The organism is Nonomuraea sp. NPDC050786, assembly GCF_040654115.1.
In the GTDB taxonomy this organism is placed as follows: domain Bacteria; phylum Actinomycetota; class Actinomycetes; order Streptosporangiales; family Streptosporangiaceae; genus Nonomuraea.
This window is the reverse complement of record NZ_JBFAHJ010000031.1, coordinates 120,147-138,984: the sequence shown is the minus strand read 5'-3', so window position 1 is coordinate 138,984 and position 18,838 is coordinate 120,147. Positions and strand designations below refer to the sequence as shown.

Annotated in this window: 22 protein-coding genes; 16 read left to right on the top strand and 6 right to left on the bottom strand. The window is 72.7% G+C overall.

What is annotated here, in order from left to right:
* Window positions 1-126: 126 nt before the first annotated feature.
* Entirely contained in the window at window positions 127-615 is a 489-nt protein-coding gene (locus tag AB0H84_RS41355) for a hypothetical protein (protein ID WP_357617220.1), read from the top strand.
* A gap of 54 nt (window positions 616-669) precedes the next feature.
* Here AB0H84_RS41355 and AB0H84_RS41350 read toward each other — a convergent pair whose 3' ends face one another.
* Window positions 670-942, bottom strand: a complete 273-nt coding sequence (locus tag AB0H84_RS41350; RefSeq protein ID WP_357617218.1) for a hypothetical protein — start codon at window positions 940-942, stop codon at window positions 670-672.
* A gap of 503 nt (window positions 943-1,445) precedes the next feature.
* Between AB0H84_RS41350 and AB0H84_RS41345 the strand changes: the two genes are divergently transcribed.
* From AB0H84_RS41345 to aroQ, 4 genes are read left to right on the top strand one after another with little or no spacing between them, the layout of a single operon-like run.
* Window positions 1,446-1,790: an Lsr2 family protein gene (locus tag AB0H84_RS41345; protein ID WP_345002933.1), complete on the top strand. Its 345-nt coding sequence runs from the start codon at window positions 1,446-1,448 to the stop codon at window positions 1,788-1,790.
* Between the two features lie 49 nt (window positions 1,791-1,839).
* A complete protein-coding gene (locus AB0H84_RS41340) occupies window positions 1,840-2,655 on the top strand; it encodes a MerR family transcriptional regulator (RefSeq protein WP_357617216.1) in 816 nt (271 codons plus the stop codon).
* Complete coding sequence (locus AB0H84_RS41335; protein ID WP_357617214.1) at window positions 2,652-3,185, top strand: hypothetical protein; 534 nt, start codon at window positions 2,652-2,654, stop codon at window positions 3,183-3,185. The genes AB0H84_RS41340 and AB0H84_RS41335 overlap by 4 nt, the downstream gene beginning before the upstream one ends.
* A gap of 27 nt (window positions 3,186-3,212) precedes the next feature.
* Complete coding sequence (gene aroQ / locus AB0H84_RS41330) at window positions 3,213-3,854, top strand: gamma subclass chorismate mutase AroQ (RefSeq protein ID WP_357617212.1); 642 nt, start codon at window positions 3,213-3,215, stop codon at window positions 3,852-3,854.
* 57 nt (window positions 3,855-3,911) lie between these two features.
* Here the strand turns inward: aroQ and AB0H84_RS41325 are convergent, their stop codons facing one another.
* The gene (locus tag AB0H84_RS41325) at window positions 3,912-4,961 is read right to left on the bottom strand and encodes a hypothetical protein (RefSeq protein WP_357617210.1); all 1,050 of its coding nucleotides are present in this window, start codon (window positions 4,959-4,961) and stop codon (window positions 3,912-3,914) included.
* Window positions 4,962-5,149: 188 nt separating this feature from the next.
* Between AB0H84_RS41325 and AB0H84_RS41320 the strand changes: the two genes are divergently transcribed.
* Window positions 5,150-6,364, top strand: a complete 1,215-nt coding sequence (locus AB0H84_RS41320; protein WP_357617208.1) for a cytochrome P450 — start codon at window positions 5,150-5,152, stop codon at window positions 6,362-6,364.
* Between the two features lie 112 nt (window positions 6,365-6,476).
* Complete coding sequence (locus tag AB0H84_RS41315) at window positions 6,477-7,808, top strand: serine hydrolase domain-containing protein (protein ID WP_357617206.1); 1,332 nt, start codon at window positions 6,477-6,479, stop codon at window positions 7,806-7,808.
* A gap of 25 nt (window positions 7,809-7,833) precedes the next feature.
* Here the strand turns inward: AB0H84_RS41315 and AB0H84_RS41310 are convergent, their stop codons facing one another.
* A complete protein-coding gene (locus AB0H84_RS41310) occupies window positions 7,834-8,193 on the bottom strand; it encodes a helix-turn-helix domain-containing protein (RefSeq protein ID WP_357617204.1) in 360 nt (119 codons plus the stop codon).
* A gap of 135 nt (window positions 8,194-8,328) precedes the next feature.
* Here AB0H84_RS41310 and AB0H84_RS41305 point away from each other — a divergent pair, with 135 nt between their 5' ends.
* Window positions 8,329-9,252 (top strand): NADP-dependent oxidoreductase, encoded by a 924-nt coding sequence (locus AB0H84_RS41305; RefSeq protein ID WP_357617202.1) that lies wholly within the window; start codon window positions 8,329-8,331, stop codon window positions 9,250-9,252.
* Between the two features lie 41 nt (window positions 9,253-9,293).
* Here the strand turns inward: AB0H84_RS41305 and AB0H84_RS41300 are convergent, their stop codons facing one another.
* Entirely contained in the window at window positions 9,294-10,244 is a 951-nt protein-coding gene (locus AB0H84_RS41300) for a helix-turn-helix domain-containing protein (protein WP_357617200.1), read from the bottom strand.
* 85 nt (window positions 10,245-10,329) lie between these two features.
* Between AB0H84_RS41300 and AB0H84_RS41295 the strand changes: the two genes are divergently transcribed.
* Window positions 10,330-10,767 (top strand): DUF6010 family protein, encoded by a 438-nt coding sequence (locus tag AB0H84_RS41295; protein ID WP_357617198.1) that lies wholly within the window; start codon window positions 10,330-10,332, stop codon window positions 10,765-10,767.
* Between the two features lie 4 nt (window positions 10,768-10,771).
* Here AB0H84_RS41295 and AB0H84_RS41290 read toward each other — a convergent pair whose 3' ends face one another.
* The gene (locus AB0H84_RS41290; RefSeq protein WP_357617197.1) at window positions 10,772-11,269 is read right to left on the bottom strand and encodes an FBP domain-containing protein; all 498 of its coding nucleotides are present in this window, start codon (window positions 11,267-11,269) and stop codon (window positions 10,772-10,774) included.
* A gap of 72 nt (window positions 11,270-11,341) precedes the next feature.
* On the opposite strand from AB0H84_RS41290, the gene AB0H84_RS41285 reads away from it, so the two are divergent.
* Window positions 11,342-11,911 (top strand): TetR-like C-terminal domain-containing protein, encoded by a 570-nt coding sequence (locus AB0H84_RS41285; protein ID WP_357617195.1) that lies wholly within the window; start codon window positions 11,342-11,344, stop codon window positions 11,909-11,911.
* 37 nt (window positions 11,912-11,948) lie between these two features.
* Here the strand turns inward: AB0H84_RS41285 and AB0H84_RS41280 are convergent, their stop codons facing one another.
* The gene (locus AB0H84_RS41280; RefSeq protein ID WP_357617193.1) at window positions 11,949-13,442 is read right to left on the bottom strand and encodes an MFS transporter; all 1,494 of its coding nucleotides are present in this window, start codon (window positions 13,440-13,442) and stop codon (window positions 11,949-11,951) included.
* 24 nt (window positions 13,443-13,466) lie between these two features.
* Here AB0H84_RS41280 and AB0H84_RS41275 point away from each other — a divergent pair, with 24 nt between their 5' ends.
* The 6 genes from AB0H84_RS41275 to AB0H84_RS41250 all read left to right on the top strand — a co-directional run bounded on the left by AB0H84_RS41275 (window position 13,467) and on the right by AB0H84_RS41250 (window position 18,834).
* Window positions 13,467-13,919 (top strand): SRPBCC family protein, encoded by a 453-nt coding sequence (locus AB0H84_RS41275; RefSeq protein ID WP_357617191.1) that lies wholly within the window; start codon window positions 13,467-13,469, stop codon window positions 13,917-13,919.
* A 49-nt stretch (window positions 13,920-13,968) separates the two neighbouring features.
* On the top strand, window positions 13,969-15,207 hold the full coding sequence (locus tag AB0H84_RS41270; protein ID WP_357617189.1) for a hypothetical protein: 1,239 nt from the start codon (window positions 13,969-13,971) through the stop codon (window positions 15,205-15,207).
* Window positions 15,208-15,358: 151 nt separating this feature from the next.
* The gene (locus AB0H84_RS41265; protein ID WP_357617188.1) at window positions 15,359-15,859 is read left to right on the top strand and encodes an SRPBCC domain-containing protein; all 501 of its coding nucleotides are present in this window, start codon (window positions 15,359-15,361) and stop codon (window positions 15,857-15,859) included.
* Window positions 15,860-16,058: 199 nt separating this feature from the next.
* The gene (locus AB0H84_RS41260; protein WP_357617186.1) at window positions 16,059-17,072 is read left to right on the top strand and encodes a hypothetical protein; all 1,014 of its coding nucleotides are present in this window, start codon (window positions 16,059-16,061) and stop codon (window positions 17,070-17,072) included.
* Window positions 17,069-18,232, top strand: coding sequence for a histidine kinase (locus AB0H84_RS41255; RefSeq protein WP_357617185.1), 1,164 nt, complete (start codon window positions 17,069-17,071; stop codon window positions 18,230-18,232). The genes AB0H84_RS41260 and AB0H84_RS41255 overlap by 4 nt, the downstream gene beginning before the upstream one ends.
* Window positions 18,229-18,834: a response regulator transcription factor gene (locus AB0H84_RS41250; protein WP_357617183.1), complete on the top strand. Its 606-nt coding sequence runs from the start codon at window positions 18,229-18,231 to the stop codon at window positions 18,832-18,834. The genes AB0H84_RS41255 and AB0H84_RS41250 overlap by 4 nt, the downstream gene beginning before the upstream one ends.
* The last annotated feature ends 4 nt before the right edge of the window (window positions 18,835-18,838 follow it).

Below are 18,838 nucleotides of genomic sequence, written 5' to 3'. Positions count from 1 at the left end.
AGGCGGACGGGCGCCCTGTCGGGTGAGGCAGCGGCGGCTACGGAGACCCCGCCGCGTGTGCCGTGTGAGGGGGGATTGATCGTGACCCAGAACTTTTCGCGGCGCTTCGCAGTCAAAGCAGACATGATGAAGATGATGATCGGAGCCTCGCTCCTCGCCGGCTCGCTGCTTGCCTCCGGCGCCACCGCGGCGACCGCCCAGACGAAGCCGACGCTGGGTCCCTACGGTTACGGCGCGGTCAAGCTCGGCATGACGGTCAAGCAGGCCAAGGCGACGGGAGACCTGATCAACAAGATGCCGGGCGGCGGCGGCTGCTCCGGCTGGGACCTGAAGAAGTTCCCGACTCCGAAGGACGCGATCGGCGTCTACATCTCGCCGCGCGTGGGGCTGGCCGCCATTTTCGCCGCGAAGGGGATGACGACCCCGCAAGGCATCAAGATCGGCTCCACCGCCAAGCAGCTGAAGGCGGCCTACCCGCGCATCAAGCAGGACTTCCACGGCTTCTACGTGACCGCGGTCCCCGGCAACAAGAAGGCCTACTACAGCTTCGGCGTCACGCGCGGCAAGGTCACCGAGTACGGCATCGCGCTCAACAAGCAGGACTGCTTCAACTAGGGCAATCCTGGCCGGCGGGTGCGACGAGCACCCGCCCCTCGTGCGCGGACGGGCTCAGCGGCTCACGGCGGTCTCCCGCTCCACACGGGACGACTTCTCGGGAATGCGCACATGGGAGACGCCGGTGACGTAGCCGTTCTCGAGCCGCATCGCCAGCACGCCGTCGATCTCCCCGTTGATCTCCCCGTTGATCCGGACGAGCAGCGCCGGGCCGCCGTTGAGGCGACGTGGGTGGAGGTGACGTACACCGGCTGGACGCGCTACTGCGAACCGTGCAGCGACACGGGGGTCTGGGGGGCCGACGGCGACGGGAGCCCCTACCGCCATGAGGGCAATTATCAGGTGTGCACGTTTCCCAGGCCCCTCGGCGATGACAGGCCGACGGCGACAGGAAATGACGCGGCGCCGGAGGCGGGGCTGCCACTTCGTGCCGTGAAAGGCATAACCGCCTTCGCCGCCCGCCCCGGCAGGAATGCGATGAGTTCATAACGGGATCGCGCCGTCCCGCCGTTGCCGGCGCATGGATTCATCGCCCGATTTCCCGCCGACCCGCTGGCGTGTCCGCGGGAATTCGGCGAGGCGCGGGTATTCAACCCGCCGATTATCTCTTCCGCCCCCGTGAAATGCCGATCTGCTGGAGTGGCCGTCGCGGCCCGGTGATCGCCGTACCGTCCCGCACGGCGTACGGAGCCGAGCACGGCAGCGCTTTTCCGCCAACGCTTTGCCCTGCAAGCCGTAAAGAGAGGGATACGAACGACCTGACGACCGGTTTCCGCATAATGCGAAGCGTAAATTGGAGCGTGTGGCACCGGTCATATTGGAGCGTCGGCATGGCTAAGCAGATTCAAGAGATCTTCATCGACGACCTCGACGGCAGCGAGGCGTCGGGCACCACGAAGTTCGCACTCGACGGGACGAACTACGAGATCGACCTGTCGGGCAAGAACCGGGAGAAACTTGAGAAGGCACTTGCGCCCTTCATCAACGCGGCACGCCCCGTTCGTGCCGAGCGTGCCCGTGGCCGGCGCGGAGCCGGTGGCGGCACCCGCGTGATGAGCCGTGAGAGGTCTGCCGAGATCCGGCAGTGGGCCAAGACCCACGGCCTGCCAGTCAGCGAGCGCGGCCGCATCGCCTCCTCCGTGGTGGAGAAGTACGAGGCCGCTCACCGTAAGTGAGCGCGACGCGATGGACTCTCCCCCTATGGGAGAGGCCATGCTGGGGTGCGTGGACGGAGATCTGCTGCCGATCGGGCAGTTCGCCAGGTTGAGCCGGTTGAGCGTCAAGCAGCTGCGGCACTACGACGAGCTGGGGCTGCTGGTGCCGGCGCACGTGGACGCCGATTCCGGCTACCGCTACTACCGGCGCACGCAGGCCAGGCAGGCGCTGTCGATCGGGTTGCTGCGCTCGCTGGACGTGCCGCTGCCGGTCATCGCCGAGGTGCTGTCCGGTACGACGGGCGCCCTGACCGGGGTGCGCGAGACGCTCGAGGCCGAGCTGGCGCGGCGGCGGCGGACGCTGGCGGCGCTGGAGCGCGTGATGGCCGACGGGTTGCCGGCTCCGGCCGTACGCGTGAGCACCGAACCGGCCAGGCCGGTGGCGATGGCCCGCGAAAGCGCGGCCGGGGCCGCCGACGTGGCCCGCGCCACCTCGGCGGCGATCGGCCGCCTGACGCGCGCCATGTCCCTCACCGGTACCCCGACCGGGCCACCGCAGCTGATCGGGCTGTTCCCGGTCGAGCTGGACGACTCCTCCTTCGAGGTGCGCGCCGCGCTCGTCCTCGACCGCGACAGCTCGGCCGAGCCGTGGCAGCGGGCCGGCCTCGGCGTCGAGGTACTGCCCGGCGGGGCGTTCGCCGGCGCCACCCACGTCGGCCCCTACGACCAGATCTCGCTCACCGCCCACGCCGTGCTGGCCTGGTGCGCCGAACGGGGACACCCGCTGCGCGGCCCCATCCGCGAGGTGTACGTCTCCGACCCGGCCACCACCGAACCCGACCGGCTCGTCACCCACCTGATGATCCCCTTGGAGGAACAAGCATGACCCCGACAATCGCCACCCACGGCCCCGTCACCTGCCTGAACGTGACCGGCATGGGCGAGCCCGGCGGCAGCGAGCACATCACGGCCATCGGCGCCCTGTACACCGTGGCCGCCGCGCTGGGCGCCGGCACCGGCCCGCTGGAGGGCCAGTGGTGGGTGGAGGACGAGCGGCACGGGCTGGAGGTGCCGCGCGATCAGTGGCGCTGGCACCTGCTGCTGCCGCTGCAGGAGGAGCCGCTGCAGGAGGAGCCGCAGCAGGAGGGCGCATTGGAGCGGGCGCGCGAGCGCAGCCGCGCCGAGAACCCGGCCGTGGACCGGGTACGGCTGGCCACCGTCGCCGAGGGCCAGTGCGTGGAACTGCTGCACGAGGGGCCGTTCAGCGAGGAGCACCTGTCGCTGAAGGTCATGGAGGAGTTCATGGCCGAGCATGGGCTGGTCCCCAACGGCCTGCACCACGAGATCTACCTGACCGCGCTGGACGACCCCTCGCCGCGCACGCTGCTGCGCCAGCCGGTACGCCCGGCTGAGTGACGCCTGACCCCGGCCGGGAGCAGCCGCATGCCGCACCTCGCACACGCCGTACGGCGTCATGCCGCGTTCATCACCGCCGTTGTGCTGGCCCTCTCCCCCGCAGCCGTCCGTCCGGCGGCCTCGGTTGAGCGGGCTGAGCGGGCTGAGCGGGCTGAGCTGGTGGAGCTGGCGGCCTCGGCTGAGCGGACCGAGCTCAGCGAGCTGGTGGAGTTGATCGTGCGCCGGATCCTGCTGGCCGGCGAGGTCGCGGCGGCGAAGTTCGCCGCCGCCGTCCCCATCACCGATCCGGTACGCGAGCGGCAGTTGCTCGACGCCGTCGCCGTCCAGGCTGCGCGGTCCGGCCTGGCACCGGAGACAGCCGTCGGATTCTTCCGTGCTCAGATCGAGGCGTCCAAGCTCGTGCAGCGAGGATTGCACGAGCGCTGGCGGGTCCATCCGGCGCTGCGTCCCCGCAGGTCGCCCGACCTGGCCACCGCGGTGCGCCCGCGCCTGGACCGGCTCACGCCCCGGATGCTGCGCCTGCTCAGGCAGAGCGCGTCCGTCCGCGCGGTCCCGGCGCGATGCCGGGCACAGGTGACTGCGGCACGGACGATCGTGCAGAGCCGGGCCCACCTGGACCGGCTGCACCGCGACGCGCTGAACCTGGCGTTGCCGCCGATCTGCGCCTGACCACCGATCTGCAGCTCGCCGACCTGCGCCTCCGGCAGTGACGGCCCCTGTGACGGCCTATGCGTCAGGAACGTGCGTGTCGGCCGGGCCGGTGTACCCGTCGCGCGACAGCCGCAGATAGGCGCGGTCGTCGAAACTCCTGGCGTCGGGGGCCATTCCCTTGGTGGCGGCGTGGTCCATGATGCGCAGCCGGTCCGCCTGTAACGACGCCCGAAGCTCCGCTTCGGCCGTCACCAGGTTCGGTGCCGGGCCGAGGTAGCCGTCCGACGTCAGGACCACCTCCCACGCCTCCTCCGGCAGCAGGAACGTCTCGATGAACCGCTCCGGGACCGGCCGCCCGTCCAGCACGCCGTACCCGAACGGACCTGCGTCATCTCGGTTCGCCAGCGTGGCCTGGCGCTCCAGCACCGGCCGGATCAGGGCCCGTCCCGGGTCGGTGGCCGCCAGAGTCTCCGGGTGCTGGCCCTCCAGCAGCAAGCAGTGCAGGTAGGCCGCCCGGGCGCCGGCCAGCACCGTGTCGATCAGCTTGCCGCCCACGTGACGCTCCCACCGCAGCCGCCCCCGGCTTCGGCGGCCCACGGAATGGCAGTCCACGGAAAGGCAGTCCGCGGAAAGGTGGTCCACGGAGAGGGGATCCGCGGAAAGGTGGTCCACGGAGAGGGGATCCGCGGAAAGGTGGTCCACGGAGAGGGGATCCGCGGAAACGGGATCCACAGCGAGGTGGCCGACGGCGAGGTGCACATCGCCCACCCGCCACATCAGCCGCCGCCGCGGCCAGACCACTGCCGCGACGGCCGCCGGAGCGAGAGGATCGTCGTCGGCGACGGCCCACGTGCGGCGCAGCTCCGCCAGCTCTGCCGTGATGAACGCGACCGCCTCCCCCACAGTGACGTCGCCCGGCAGGGCCGCGAGCGTACGAGCGACGCAGTCAGCGGCCACGGCTCCGCCGCTCGCCCCGCCGAAGTCGCGGCCGGACTTGTCGGTGACGCCATCGATCACCGCCGCGCAATGAACACCGGAGCCGTCCTCCAGGACAACCAGACGATCTTCGCCGTGCCCCGCGGCCTTCGCCAGCACCGCCCGCTCGACCACCCGCCAGTCCGGCATGCCACCTCCCGCCCTCTCCCGGGGCCGCCAACGTGGCGGCATCCCGCCGACTCGATCGTGTCCGAACCTGGACGCACGCGAAAGCCCGCCCCGTCCATGGAAGATGTGGCCACGGCGAGACATTGACCGAGTACGCGCTGTTCCGTAGGTTCAGGGGGCTTGTTGGACGGCATCGCCAGGAGGCGACCATGACAGCACAGTCCAGCACCACCTGCCCGTGGCCCGACCTTCCGCCCGGCCCCGGCGGGACCGCCTCACCGGAGCTGCCCCGCAGGCTCGCCGAGGCTCCGATGGAGCCCGTCACGATGCCGAGCGGGGACCGGGTACCCATGATCGTCAGGTATCAGGACGTCCGCGCCCTGCTCGCCTCTCCGGCCGCCAGCCGCAACCTGCGCGAACCCGGGCTGCCCCGGATGGTCAGCGGCACCGGCCTGGATGACGACCCCGCCGCGCTGATCAACCAGGACCCGCCCGAGCACACGCGCTACCGCCGCATCATGCAGGGCGCCTTCACCCCCCGGCACATCGAGCGCTGGCGGCCTCGCGCGGCGGCGATCGCCGGCGAGCTGATCGACGCCGCCGGTGAGGAGTTCGACGTGGTCGCCGAGTTCGCCCTGCCGCTGCCCGCGCGGGTGATCTGCGAGATGCTCGGCGTCCCGATGGACCGGTTCGAGCAGTTCCGCGGCTGGACGGAGATGTTCCTGTCCACGTCCGAGGCGAGCAGCGAGGCCCGGGGCGAGGGGTTCGCCGCGTTCATGGCGTATGCCGGCGAGCTGATCGCGCAGCACCGGAGGAGGCCGGGCGACGACCTCATCGACCTGCTCATCGAGGCGCGCGACGGCGGCGACCGGCTGAGCGAGGCCGAGCTGACCCACATGGTCTTCACGCTGATCATGGCCGGGCACGAGACCACCGCCTCGATGATCATCCGGGGTGCGTTCCGGCTGCTGTGCCACCCGGGGCAGTACGCGCAGCTGGCGGCGCGGCCCGAGCTGGTGGAAGCGGCGGTCGAGGAGATCCTGCGTTACGAGGGTCCCGGTGGCAATGGCTTGCTGCGGCTGGTCACCGAGGACGTCGAGCTGTCCGGCGGCGTGATCCCGGCCGGCTCTGTCGTGCTGCCCAACCCCGCGGGCGCCAACCACGATCCGGCGGCGTACGCCGAGCCGCGGCGCTTCGACATCGGCAGGTTCGCCGCGAGCACGGTCAACCCGCACCTGGCCTTCGGCCACGGCCCCCACTACTGCCTGGGTGCGAACCTGGCCAGGATGGAGCTGCAGGAGGCCTTCCGCGCCCTGGCGACGCGGCTGCCGGGCCTGCGGGCGCAGGAGGATCTGGCGACGCTGCGGTGGACCGACGACGGGCTCATCTACCGCCCGCTCCGGCTGCTGGTCAAGGGCGGGTGAGCGCTGCGCTGCACCGCGGGCGATGACGGCGCGGTGGGCGGCGCAGCGGGCGGCGCGGGCGCTTCGGACGCGCGGGCGGCTGGTGCTCGTCCAGCCGCTACTCTTGTCGCCCATGAGTCAGGTGGGAGATGCGACGGCGCGCGCCCTGCTGCGCAGACTGGCCGTCGAACAGGCCGAATGCAGGGTGCCGTCGCTGACGGCGGCGATCGTGCGCGACGGGCGGACGGCGTGGTTCGGCGGGCGCGGCCGGGTGGACGGCGCGCCACCCACCCCGGACACCCAGTACCGCATCGGGTCGATCACCAAGAGCATGGTCGCCGTCGTGGTGATGCGGCTGCGCGATGAGGGCGCGCTGCGGCTGTCGGACACGTTGGACGAGCATCTGCCGGGCACGCCGCTCGGCCACCTGACCATCGCGCAGCTGCTGTCGCACACCGCCGGGCTGACCGCCGAGCCGCCCACCGACTGGTGGGAGCGCACCCCCGGCATCCCGGTCGCCGACCTGATCGAACGTCTCGGGCCCGGCGAGCTCAAACACCGGCCCGGACGGCGCTTCCACTACTCCAACCTCGGCTTCGCCCTGCTCGGCGAGCTCGTGGCCCGCGCACGCGGCACCACCTGGCTCAAGGCGTTGCAGGCCGAGGTGCTCGACCCGCTCGGCATGGACGACACCACCGCCCGGCCGCGCGCCCCGCACGCCACCGGCTACGCCGTCCACCCGTACGCCGATGTCGTGCTGGCCGAGCCCGAGCACGACGCCGACGCGATGGGACCGGCCGGGCAGCTGTGGTCCACGCCGCACGACCTGGCGCGGTGGGCGGCCTTCGTCGGCGGCGACACCGGCGACGTGCTGCGCTCCGACACCGTCGCCGAGATGCGCGAGCCGGTCGGCGTGGACGACGGTGACGCCTGGACCGGCGGGTTCGGGCTGGGCCTGCAACTGGCCCGCGTCGCCGGGCGGCGCCTGGCCGGCCACGGAGGGTCGATGCCCGGGTTCCTGGCCACGGTGTGGGCCGACCCCGCCGACGGGGTGGGGGTGCTGTTCATGGCCAACACCACCACGGGGGTGCGCGGCACGCTGCTGACCGACCTGCTGGACATCCTGCAGCAGTACGAGCCGCGCCTGCCCGCCGAATGGCAGCCGGTCGAGGCCGACCCCGACCTGCTGGCGCTGACGGGGCTGTGGCACTGGGGGCCCAAGCCGTACACGCTGCGGCTGCTGCCCGGGCGCGGGCTGGCGCTGGAGCCGGTCGGCGGCAGCGGGCGGGCCTCCCGGTTCGTGCCCCAGCCTGACGGGACCTGGCTGGGGCTGGACGGCTACTACGCCGGGGAGACGCTCCGGGTGGCCGCCGACCATCTGGACCTCAACACGTTCATCTTCACCCGCACCCCGTACGATCCGGCCGCGCCGGTGCCGGGCGGGGTCACCGGCTGGCACGCCTGACCGCGTCCCGGCCGGCGGCCGCCGGTCAGGACGCGTCGTAGCGCACGCGTGCGGCGGCCACGTACTCACGGTGCTGCTCGGCCCAGGTGATGAGCCCCGCGACCTGGGCCGAGAGCGTGCGCCCGACGGGGGTCAGGGTGTAGTCCACCCGGGGCGGCGAGGTGGGGGTGACCGTGCGCTCCACCAGGCCGTCGCGCTCCAGGCTGCGCAGCGTGAGGGTGAGCATCCGCTGGGAGATGCCCTCGATGGCGCGCTGCAGTTCGGAGTAGCGCTGGGGACCGGTGCCGAGCAGGTCCATCACCAGCACGCTCCATTTGTCCCCGACGCGGTCGAGGATGTCGCGCAGCCGGCACCGCGGATGATCCCCGTTGAGTGGTTCACGCACATCGGTGTGCCTTGCGCGGGTCAAAGTGCCTTCTTCCGCCATGGCAGCATTGTGGACCACACTCAGTGCGCGCACAAGAAGTAACCAACGCACAGAAAGTGCTGCGGTGCTGTGCTGAGAGATGGAGCGATCATCATGCGTGCCATGGCTTTCACCGAGTTCGGCGCCGGCCTGGAGGCCACCGAGCTGCCCGTGCCCGAGCCCGGTCCCGGCGAGGTGCTCGTCCGGGTGCTGGCCTCCTCGGTCAACGGCTTCGACCTGGGCGTGCTGGGCGGCAACCTCAAGGGCCTGTACGAGTACGAGTTCCCGGTCGTGCTCGGCAAGGACTTCGCCGGGACCGTGGCGGCCCTCGGCCCCGGCGTGAGCGGCCTGGCACCGGGCGAGGACGTGTTCGGCGTGGTCATGCGCCCGACCCTCGGCCAGGGCGGCTTCGCCGAGTACGTGGTCGTGAGCGAGCAGTACGGCCTGGCCAGGATCCCCGAAGGGCTCGGCCACGCCCGCGCTGGTGCGCTCGGCCTGGCCGGGACCGCCGCGCTGAACGCCGTCGACGCGGTCGCCCCCGTACCGGGCGAGACGGTGCTGATCTCGGGCGCGACCGGCGGCGTCGGAGCGTTCGCCGTCCAGCTGGCCGCCGCGCGCGGCGCCCGGGTGATCGCCACCGCGCGGCCCGGAGCAGAAGCCGCTTTCGTCACCGGCCTGGGCGCCACCTGGGCCGTGGATCACACCGAGCTGGAGGCGGGGGTGCGCGCGATCGCGCCCGGCGGCGTGGACGCCGCGCTGCACCTGGCGGGCGAGGGCCCGGACGTGGCGGCGCTGCTGGCCGACGGCGGGCGGCTGGCCTCCACCCGGCACTACCTGCCCGAAGAGTCCGACCGGAAGATCACGGCCACGGTGGTGATGGCCGACCCGACCCCGGCCACCCTGGCCCGGCTGGCCGCCGACGCGGCCGAAGGGCGTCTTCGGGTGCCGGTGGCCCGCTCCTACCCGCTGGCCGAGGCGCCCCGGGCGATCAGCGACTTCGTCTCGGGAAGCGTCGGCAAGCTCGCCGTCACGATCTGACCGGGGCTCCAGGCGCGGCCCACCCCCGACGCCGGGCAGTCTCAGGAGGCGTTCGCCCGGAAGGCGGAACGGTAGGACTGCGGCGTGACGCCCACGACGCGCTTGAACCGCTCACGGAACGCGGTCGCCGAGCCGAAACCGGCCTGCGCGGCGACGCGCTCGACGCCGTGGTCGGTGGTCTCGAGCAGGAACTGCGCGCGCCGCACCCGGGCGCGCAGCAGCCACTGCAGCGGGGTGGTGCCGGTCTGCTCGCGAAAGCGGCGGCTGAAGGTCCGCTCGCTCATCCCGCCGCGCCGGGCCATCTGCGCCAACGTCACCTCGTGGGCGAGGTTCTCCTCGATCCACGACAGCACCGGCTCCAGCAGCGACCCCTGCGGGACGGGCGGCTGGGCGTGGCGGATGAACTGCGCCTGACCGCCCTCCCGCTCCAGGGGCATCACCGACAGGCGGGCCGAGTCCGCGGCAGCCGCCGAGCCGAGATCCCGCCGGATGATGTGCAGGCACAGGTCCAGGCCGGCGGCGGCCCCGGCCGAGGTCAGGATCTGGCCGTTGTCGACGTACAGGACATCCGGCTTCACCTGCACCCGCGGATACATCTGGGCCAGCCGGCCGGCCGCCACCCAGTGCGTGGTCGCGCTCAGCCCGTCCAGCAGCCCGGCCGCGGCGAGGGTGAACGCTCCCGCGCAGATGGAGGCGATCCGGGTGCCGGCGGCCGCGGCCGCGCGCAGGGCGTCGATCACCTCCGGGGCGGGCGGGCCGGCCTGCTCGGAGCAGCCCGGCACGACGATCGTGTCCGCCTCCCGCAGCGCCTCCAGGCCGTGCGGGGCGACGATCGTGAAGGCGTCACCGGCCACCTGCGGCGTCACGGCGCAGACCAGGGTCCGGTACGGCCGGCGCCCGTCCGCCAGCCGGGCACGCCCGAACACCTCGATCGGTGTCGCCAGGTCGGCCGCCACCACATGGTCCAGAGCCAGGACCGCCACTGTGTGCATGACCGACACGGTAGGCGAGAACCCGTTGGAAATTGTCCATCCAGCCCATGGGGCCGCCGTGGATGGCCTCTCTAGCCTTGCGGGCATGCACCCCATGTCCCTCTTCATGCCGATCGTCATCGGGCTGATCTGCGTCTGTCTCCTGTCCCTGATCCCCGAACCGCATCGACGCCTGGTCAACGCCGTGCTGGTCGCCGGTGCGGGCGCCGCCTACCTCAGCGGGGGCGGGCTCGGGTACGGGGAGTTCGTCCTGCCGGTCGTCATGACCTATGTCGCCTATCGCGGGCTCGGCAGCTGGACCTGGATCGGCGTCGGCTGGCTGCTCCACACCGCCTGGGACGTCCTGCACCATCTCAAGGGCAGCCCCATTCTCCCGTTCGCCGAGCACTCCTCCTTCGGCTGCGCCATCTGCGACCCGGTGATCGCGCTGTGGTGCTTCGCGGGCGGGCCGTCGGTCTTCGGCTGGGTACGTGCCCGCCTGTCCCGCAAGCGGGCGGCGACGATCGGCTCCGCCGACGAATGACCGCTCACCCGGTCACCTTGTCGAGGAAGGTGAGCAGGTTGGCCCGGGTGCGGGCGACCTTCTCCGCCGGGGTGAGGGACTCGTCGGTGATCCCGTCGCCCGCGGCCTGCTTCTTCCCGCGTACGTACAGGGAGCAGCCCAGGTCGGTGCAGAGGTACTGCCCGACCGAGTTGCCCTGGCGGCCGGCCTCGCCCGTGCGGCGCGCCGTCATCAGCGTCACGCCGCCGCTGGTGTGCGTGGTCAGGCAGAGCGAGCACATGCTGCGGGAGGTGAAAGCCCGGGACGCGCCGGAGGTCGCCCGGAGCGCGACCCCGACGAGGCCGCCGTCGCGTTCGGCCACCAGGTAGGCGCGTTCGGGCGCGCCGGGATCTCGCCACCCGAGGAAGTCGAGGTCCTCCCAGGGGCTGTCGGTGAAGTCCTTGGGCAGGTTGAGACGCTTGACCTCGCCCTTGGAGCAGTTGACGAATGATGTGCGGATGTCGCGTTCGGTGAGTGGTCGCATGGGCGTGGAGGCTAGCCGTCCTTAAGGGTAGTATGCAAATACTTAAACCCTGTAAGTTTGGGAGGGTGGCACATGGCCCGTGCCGGAGTGACCGCCGAGCGCCTGACCCGGGCGGCGGCGGACCTGGCCGACGAGATCGGCTTCCAGAACGTGACCGTCTCGGCGCTGGCCCGCGGCTTCGACGTCAAACCCGCCGCCCTGTACGCCCACGTCAAGGACCTGCAGGACCTGCGGATCAGGGTGGCCGAGCTGGCCCTGACCGAGCTCGCCGACAGGGCTGCCGCCGCCCTGGCCGGCCGATCGGGCAAGGACGCGCTGGTGGCCTTCGCCCACGTCTACCGCGACTACGCCAAGCAGCACCCCGGCAGGTACGCCGCGGCGCAGATCGAGCTCGACCCGGAGACGGCGGCCACCAGCGCGGCACACCGGCACGCGGAGATGACGCGGGCGATCCTGCGCGGCTACGAGCTGTCAGGCACCGACCAGACCGACGCGGTGCGCCTGCTGGGCAGCACCTTCCACGGATATGTCTCCCTGGAGACGGCAGGCCGGTTCGACCGCCACCCGCGCGATGTGGACGCCTCGTGGTCCAGAGCCCTGGACGCGCTCGACGTCCTGCTCAGACACTGGCCGCCGGCCTGATCAGACACCGGCCGCCGGCCTGACGGCCGTCAGCGGGTCACCGCCTCAGCAGGTCCCCAGATGGGCGGCCGCCGCCGCCGTCCACGCCGTCGAACAGCGCCGCCGCCCGCGCGGCGGTACCGGCGGCCCAGCGGCCGGTGCTGAGCAGCCCCAGCGCCAGGATGGCAAGGCCGAGCCCGAGCTCCAGCCACCACACGGTCCGCGCCGCACTGGTGAACGCCGTCCCGCCGTGCGCCAGGGCCGGCCCCACGATCGTCCCGGAGATCGCGATGCCCAGCGCCATGCCGCTCTGCCGGCCGACGGAGGCCAGCGAGGCGGCCACCCCGGCCATCGAGGCGGGCATCCCGGAGACCGCCGTGTTGGTGATCGGCGGGTTCACGGTGCCCAGACAGAGGCCGAACAGCAGGTACGTCGCCAGCACCGCCGGCAGCGGCGTGGCCGGCCCCAGCCACAGCGACGCGCCGCCGCCCACGGCCAGCGCGGCCCCCGACACCACCAGCGGCAGCCGCGGCCCGCGCCCGCCGACCAGCCGGCCCGTCACCGGGGAGAGCGCCACGATCAGCAGCCCGGCCGGAAGCAGGCACAGCCCGGCCACCAGCGCCGGCATGCCGCGCACGACCTGCAGGTACAGGGTCGTCACGAACAGGAACGCCCCGAACCCGCACAACGCGAACAGCGCCATCGCGATCGCCGAACTGAACGGCACACTGCGGAACAGGCGCAGCTCCAGCAGCGGGTCCACGCGGCGCGGTTCATACGCCAGGAGGCCCAGCACGCCCAGGACGGCGACCGCGAGCAGGCCGAGGATGAGCGGGGAGGTCCAGCCCAACCGGCCGGACTCGATGATCGCGTAGACGAGGCTGCCCAGCACCAGCACCACCAGCGCCTGCCCCACCGGGTCGAACCGGCGCGCCCGGGCGGCACGCGAGTCCGGCACGAACAGCGCGGCGCACACGAACGCGGCGGCCACGATCGGCACGTTGATCCAGAAAATGGAACGCCAGCCGAACCCCTCCACCAGAGCGCCGCCGAGGACCGGCCCCAGCCCCAGCGACAGGCCGGACATCGCGCCGAACACACCGATGGCCCTGGCCCGCTCCGCCCGGTCGGGGAACACGGTCACGATGATCGCCATCGCCACCGGATTCAGCATCGTGCCGCCGACGGCCTGCAGCGCACGCGCGGCCACCAGCCACCCGACGCCCGGCGCCAGGCTGCACAGCAGCGAGCCCAGCCCGAAGACGGCAAGACCGACCTGGAAGATCCGCCGCCGGCCGACCCGATCGGCGGTCGAGCCGGCCAGCACCAGGAAACCGGCCAGCACCAGGGTGTACGCGTCGACCGTCCACTGCAGGCCCGGCACCGAGGCATGCAGGTCGCGGCGCATCTCCGGCAGCGCCACGTTGACGATCGAGACGTCCATCACCACGACGACGATGCTGGCGCAGCAGATCGCCAGCACCAGGAGCCGGCGACGCCGGCTGAGCTCCGCCACGCCGCCCGTGACCTTCGCCCGCCTTGAAGCAGTCATGAGGACGACGCTAGAAATTGGAGCATGCTCGAAGTCAAGCAGCGGCGAGAGCCCTCCTGGACGTACGTGGCCGCCGCGCTCCACGTCCCGGCACCGCCGGAGCAGGTGTTCGCCCTGATCACCGACTGGGGCCGGCACCGGGAGTGGATGTTCATGACCGAGGCCCGCCAGGTGGGCGAGCACGCCGTCGAGGCCTACACCGGGCGGCGGCCGTTCGGGTTCCTCGACACGATGACGATCACCCGCTGGGAGCCGCCGTCCCTGGTGCGGGTCACCCACACCGGCCGCGTCGTGCGCGGCGAAGGCGCCATCCGGATACGGGCCGAGGACGGCGGCAGCCGCGTCATCTGGGCCGAACGGCTGCGGTTGCCGTTCGGGCCGCTGGGCCGGGCCCTGTGGCCGCTGGCCCGTCCGGTCTTCGCCGCCGTCCTCGGCCGCTGCCTGCGCCGACTCGCCGCCCTGCTCCCCCGCGCCTGACGCCCCCCTCGCAGGGGAACCTTCGGGGGGCGGGCGGTGTAGCCATGGCATGGCTCCCTACACCAGACGCCGAGCGCTCATCCTGGGCGGCGCCGCCGCCGTCCTGTCGGCCTGCGCCGCCCCCGAGCGCCCCCAGCCCCCACCCGCCAAGCCGGGGCCATCCGGACGGCTGTTCGCCGACACCGCCGCCGGGCTGGCCGTGGTCGACCTGGCCGGCGGCACGGTCCGCGCCACCTACCCGGGCACGGTCGCCGACCACCGCTGGACCAGGCTCTACCAGCTGCACGACGGCCACCTGCGCACCTACCGGGCCGCCGACGGCGCCCTCGTCGACGACCTGCCGATCGCGCGAACGTCCTCCTGGCAGGTCAAGGCGGTCTCCAGCGGCGTCGCCGCGATCGGCCCGCCGCCCGGCCCGCGCGCCCGTACCACGATCACCCTGGTCACCGGCGGCCGCCCGCGCACGCTCGAGCTCGGCGGCAACATCGAGCCGGAGGCGTTCTCCGCCGACGGCAGCGCGATGTACGTCCTGGACCGTCTGCCCCCGCGGGCACCCGACCGCTACCGGGTACGCGTGTACGACGTGGCCGGCGGCATGATGGGCGCGCTGCTGACGCGCGACAAACGCCAGATCCCGCCCGGCCAGGAGGAGGAGATGCACGGCCAGGGCCGCCAGGCGGTCCTCGACCCCGCCCAGAACATCCTCTACACCCTCTACACCCATCAGGACGCCCACCTGCACACCCGCGACCTGGCCGCGGGCAGGGACCTCAGTCCCGGGGTGCACGCCTTCGTCCACGTCCTCCACCTCGACCAGCGGTGGGCGTACTGCCTGGACCTGCCGGCCCCGTTCGGGCTCGGCCCGCCCGCGGCGCACACGCTGGCGGTGCAGGACGCGCGGCTGTACGTGTTCGACGCCTCCACCGGACGCGTGGTCCTGGCCTCCACCAAGGACCTGACGATCACCCGGACGGGGCTGCTGGGCAGGCTCATGAGCCCCACCCCGGCCCCCGGCGGGAGCGGTGAGGCGTTCGCGGTGGCGGGCGGCGGGCGGCTGTTCCTGGCGGCGGGCAGGCGGCTGCTGGTGTCCGACGGCGCCACCCTCGCACCCCAGGCCGCCTGGGACCTGCCCGGGCAGGCACGCGGGCTGGCGTACCTGGAGGGCGAACTGCTGGCCGGGGCGGGTGAGCAGGTGCTGCGTCTGGAGCCGCGCACGGGCGCCCGTCTGGGCGCCATGACGCTCACCGGCCTGCGCGCCCTCCGCCACGCCGAACGCACCGCCGGGTGACCTGCCGCCCTCAGGGCCGGCGCGGCGACGGGGGCCGAGCCGGCCTGCTGCGGTGGAAACTCACCGCCCATCTCGTGACATTTGCCTCTGTTTGCTCCGAGGGCTCGCGTGGAGGATCGGGTGGCATAACCCCACCTCACAGGGAGCATCCATGACCATCTCACCCGCGACCAGAACCGTCCGGATCGAACGCACCTATGCCACCACGCCCGAGCATGTGTGGCGCCTGTGGACCACCGGCGAGGGCATCGAGTCCTGGTGGTCCCCCGACGGCTTCACGGTCAACGTCGCAGAGCTGGACCTGCGGCCCGGCGGCGAGCTGAGGTACACGATGACCGCGACCGGACCCGAGCAGATCGCGTTCATGGAGGGCGCCGGACTGCCGCTGAGCACCGAGTCGCGCAAGACCTTCGTCGAGGTGGACGAGCCCGCCCGGCTCTCCTACACCTCGCTGGCCGACTTCATCCCGGGCGTGGAGCCGTACGACTTCCTCACCGTGGTCGAGATCCGGCCGCAGGGCGACGGCGTCCACGTCGTCATGACCATGGACGCGATGCACGACGAGGAGTGGACCCAGCGCCTGGCGGCCGGCCGCGGCAACGAGCTGGACAACCTCGGACGGGTCATCGACGCGGGAGCAGGCCCCGCCTGATCCCGTCAAGCTCGTGGTACGCATGGTGTCGTCCTTGACCGGCCGCGACGCCGCCACTGTCGCCCCCCGCCCCCGCGGGCGGACAATCGGAGCGGATCAGGGCCGTCGGCATGCCCGCGCGTCCGCGGCTCGATCGGCCGCCGGATCCGGTGTCCGGTCGCGGCCTCTACTCTGGTCAGCCAGGACGCGAGGACGGGCGGTGGCAGGAGTGGCGGAGCTGTGGCGATCCGACCGCGCCGTCCGGCTGGCGCCGGTCGGCGCGGTCGCCTGCAGCGCCCTGCTGCCGCTGGTGCAGGTCGGGCTGGCGTTCAGCTATGTGGGAAACGGCGTCGGCACCGGGCTGTGGAGCATCGCGGCGACCGCGGCCTACCTTCCGCTGCACCTGCGTCACATCTGGTACGCGGCGCGGGCGCACACGCCGCCGCTCGGCGGTTGGTCGCTGGCGGTGATGGCCGTCGTCATCCTCGGGGCCACCCCGCTGGCCGGGAACATGTGGCCGCGGGCGTACACGGCCCTGGTGGTGTCGTCCCTGCTGATCCTGCCCGCGCCGTGGTCGTACCTCGCATACGTGGCGGTGGTGGCCGCGGCCGCGCCGGTCGCCCATACGCTCGGGCTGTCGTGGGCGGCCGCGCCGTGGCTGACGTTCTCGGTGCTGTGCGGCAGCACGGCGCTGCTGATGCTGGTATGGCTGGCCGCGGCGCTGACCCGGCTGCAGGCGGCCAGGGAGGCGCTGGCGCAGCGGGCCGTCATGCAGGAGCGGCGCAGGATCGACGACGACCTGCGCCACAGCCTCGGCAGAGCGCTGGAGGCGATCGCGGCGCGCGGCGACCGGGCGGCGAGCAAGGTCGCCAAGGGCGGGCCCGCGGACGCGGCGCAGGACCTGATCGCGCTCGCCGACGACTCCCGCCGCACGCTGGCCGAGGCCAGGCAGCGGGTACGCGGCTACCGGCAGCCGTCGCTGCGCGCCGAGCTGGAGACCGCCGCCGCCCTGCTGACCGCGGCGGGCATCGTCACCCGCCTGGACCTGCCCCGCGCCGGCATCCCGGACACCATCGCCCCGCAGCAGCGAGGCCGGCTGCGCGCGACGGTCACCGGCCTGCTGCGCGAGGGATCCGCCCGCGCCTGCACGATCACGGCGACCGTCCTGGACGGCCGGGTGCTGCTGGACGTGCGCGCCGGCGACACCACCGAGACGATCGAGGTGCGGGCATGACACCCTCGATACCGCGATGGGTGCTGCGGCACCCGCACTGGCCCCTGATCGCGCTGCACGTGCCGCTGGCCGTACAGGTGCCGGTGTACACGAGCCTCGGCACGGACGGCTCGCCACCTTCCGACCCGCTGCCCGCGATCCTGGCCGCCGCCGCGGTCCTCGCGCTTCAGCTACGGCACAGCCTGGCCGCCGCCCGGGGCGAGCGGCCCCGGGGATGGCGCTGGAGCTTCGCGGCACTCCTGCTGCTCACCTACGCGCCGCTCTGGATGCTGAACCTGAACTGGATCTCCATCTCCATCTTCCTGCTGGCCTCGACGGCGATGGTGCTGCGCGGCCGGACGATGTGGGCGCTCGCCGCCGCGCAGGTGGCGGTCTACGTGGTCTTCCAGGTGATCGCGACCGTCCGGACACCGGGCTTCAGCCTCTGGCAGGTCGTCATCCTGGCCCTGTACGCCGTGGTCGTGCCCAGTCTGTTCGCCGCGGCCCTGGTCGGCGGCGCCCGGCTGGTGCGGCTGCTGAACGAGCTGGAGGCCGCCCGTACCGAGCTGGCCGCGACGGCCGTCGGCGAGGAGCGGATGCGGGTCTCGCGCGACCTGCACGACCTGCTCGGCCAGAGCCTGTCGGCGATCTCCCTCAAGGGCGACCTGGCCCTGCGGCTGCTCGCCAGGGACGCCACCGCCGCCCGCGCCGAGATCGAGAGCCTGACCGGCGTGGCCCGCGACGCGCTGCACGACGTCCGCGCGATCACCCGCGACCAGCACACCGTGTCGCTGCGTACGGAGATCGACGGGGCCGCCGCCCTGCTCGGCGCCGCAGGGGTGGACACCCGGCTCGACGTGGCGGACCTGCCGTCGCTGCCCGCGCCCGCGCAGAGCGCCCTGGCCTGGGCCATCAGAGAGGGCACCACGAACCTGCTGCGCCACAGCGACGCCGTCTCCTGCACCATCACGCTTTCCCGGCAGCGCGGACGAGTACGGCTGGAGATCGCCAACGACGGCGTCCGCGGCGGCGCCGGTCACGGCCTGCGCAACGGCCCGCAGCAGGGCTCCGGGCTCGCGGGCGTGGCCGAGCGGGCCGAGGCCGCGGCCGGCTCGTCCTACGCCGGTGTTCTCGACGGCCGGTTCCGGCTGTCGGTCGAGGTCCCCGAGGAGGTCACGTGATCCGCGTGCTGATCGCCGAGGACATGCACATGATCAGGTCCGCGTTGGTCGCGCTGCTGTCGCTGGAGGACGACATGGAGGTGGTCGCCGAGATCGAGCGCGGGGACGAGGTGCTGGACGCCGCGCTGCGGGTACGCCCCGACGTCGCCGTCCTGGACATCGACATGCCGGGCCTGGACGGGCTGTCGGCGGCCGAGCAACTGTCCGCGCGGCTTCCCGGCTGCCGCACGCTCGTGCTCACGGGCCTGAGCCAGCCGGGCAACCTGCTGCGTGCGCTGAAGGTGCACGTGAGGGGATTCATCGTGAAGGACGCCCCGGCGCAGGCCCTCACGGACGGAATCCGGCGGATCGCCAGAGGCGAGCGGGTCATCGACCCCGAGCTCGTCGCGGCGGCGCTCGAGACGGGCAGCAGCCCGCTGACGGCCCGCGAGACCGAGGTGCTGCGCGCCGCGGCGAGCGGCATCCGCATCGCCCAGATCGCCACCCAGCTGTCGCTGTCGCAGGCCACCGTGCGCAACTACCTGTCGAACGCGATCAGCAAGGTCGGCGGGCGCAACCGCATCGACGCCATCCGCATCTCGCGCGACGCCGGCTGGCTCTAGCGGG